General features: G+C 59.4%; 3 protein-coding genes. 2 read left to right on the forward strand and 1 reads right to left on the reverse strand.

What is annotated here, in order from left to right; all coding sequences use genetic code 11:
- On the reverse strand, positions 1-682 hold a 682-nt coding region (locus AAFM29_RS17470), incomplete at its 3' end, for an exonuclease subunit SbcD (RefSeq protein WP_341713991.1).
- 136 nt (positions 683-818) lie between these two features.
- Between AAFM29_RS17470 and AAFM29_RS17475 the strand changes: the two genes are divergently transcribed.
- Both AAFM29_RS17475 and AAFM29_RS17480 read left to right on the forward strand, forming a co-directional pair.
- Complete coding sequence (locus AAFM29_RS17475) at positions 819-1,553, forward strand: hypothetical protein (protein WP_341713992.1); 735 nt, start codon at positions 819-821, stop codon at positions 1,551-1,553.
- A gap of 39 nt (positions 1,554-1,592) precedes the next feature.
- A partial coding sequence (locus AAFM29_RS17480) for a hypothetical protein (RefSeq protein WP_341713993.1) occupies positions 1,593-1,879 on the forward strand: 287 nt, incomplete at its 3' end.

A 1,879-nucleotide genomic window follows, 5' to 3' on the forward strand; every position in this document is an offset into this window, starting at 1 on the left:
GCTGGGGGCGGTGCAAATGCCCTAGCGCGACATAGGCACAGCGATCATCGAAAAGACTCGATGCCTGCGCTTCCTCTCCGCCGACCAGGATATTGCGTTCCGACCGTTCGGAGATTTCGCCGCCGGCGACATGCAAATGCCCCATCACCACCAGTGGCAGACCATCGGCGCGCCGGGCCCCTTCCTCGATGATGGTGGAATAGAGCCCGGCCAATCCGGCCGCTCCATAATCGCCGGGGCGGCAGAACGGCACTGCTGCCACAAATGCAGCCGGTTCCCCATCCCGGTCGGCAATCTGTGCGAATAGGCGGTCATGATCCACTTCGCCTTCGCGGCGGGGAAGATTGCCGACGAGGTGCAGCCGCGTGCTGTCGACCAGTGCGCCGGGCAGATTGACGCGTGCCGCGCTGTCGTGATTGCCGCCTGTAATGACGATCTGCAGACGCGGCATCCGTTCCATCGCGTCGCGCAGGAAGCAGAACAGGCGCTCGATCGCGGTCGTGGGCGGATTGGCGACATCGTAAATGTCGCCCGCAATCAGCAGGCAATCGGCTTCCAGCCCCTCAAGCCTGTTCAGCAGCCAGGCGAGAAACGCGTCATGCTCAGCCTCGCGCGGATGGGTGTGGAGCTCGTGGCCCAAGTGCCAATCTGAAGTATGAACGATCGTCAGCGAAGTAGTCATCCTTGTCCTTTCGCTGCTTCGTGTAGGATTGCAAAACGACAAAATCGGTCATGCCCGCTGGTCCGATGAATTTTCCACGGACTTGTTTGGGAAGGGGGCAATTGCTCCCTAATCTTCGGGAATTTGGGCCTACCCCTTGGGATTTGCTGGAAATTGTCTGGCTATTGTCGCAATTTCTGGTCGCAAGGGGGATTTGAAATTGCCGCAGACCTATCAGGCGGGGCATCCGCTGCATGCCGCCAACCTCAAGACAAAGCAACGTGATCTTCGTGCCGGTTTTGCCGAACCGCTAACACTTCGCGTCCATCGGGCGCTTAGTTGGCTACTTCGCGCCGAGGATGAAGATGACGATCAGGATGTGCGCTTCATCCTGCTCTGGATCGGCTTTAATGCCGTCTACGCGGGTAACCTGGATGAGGCGCGTGAGCGCGACCATCTGCGCAACTTCTTCGACACCATGGTGAAGCTCGACGGACAGAGCCGGATCTACAACACGGTATGGCAGCGTTTCAGCCAGGAAATTCGCGTCCTGCTGGACAACAAATACGTGTTTGCGCCGTTCTGGGCCTACCACAACGGAGCCGAAAACCACGCCGACTGGGCAACGCAGCTTGATCGCGCCTTTCACAAGAGCCGTCACGCGTTGGAAGCTCAAGACACGCCGCGCATCCTCTCGATTGTGTTCGATCGGCTCTATGTTCTTCGAAACCAGCTGGTGCATGGCGGCGCGACCTGGAACAGCAAGGTCAACCGCGACCAGGTTCGCGATGGTGCGGCGATCCTGGGCTGCCTGTTGCCGATATTCGTCGATCTGATGATGGACAACCCGGACGAGGAATGGGCGATGCCGCATTATCCGGTGGTGGAGTAGAGCGCCGGGGTCAGGCCGGTGCCCGGGGGAGGGTAACTCATGCGATCAATCGCATCTTGGCTGACAGGGAAGTTCATCCTCTTTCTGGTGCTGATGGCGGCCTTTGCGGTGTCCCAGTCAGGCATCATCCGCCTGCCATGCGTTAGCGGCTGCGGCGAGCTGGGAGATGGAGACTGGACCAGCCAGGGAGATCTGCAGCGACAAGCCGAGGCAATGATTGACGAGTTCAGGACGAGACTGGACGGCAATCTCGAACACTTCTCTCAATGGACTGCTGATCGGCACACTGCGGAACTGGCGAGCAGGCGTAAACGGCTTGACGAGGT

The sequence above is a fragment of the Erythrobacter sp. genome (assembly GCF_038133525.1).
Lineage (GTDB): Bacteria > Pseudomonadota > Alphaproteobacteria > Sphingomonadales > Sphingomonadaceae > Qipengyuania.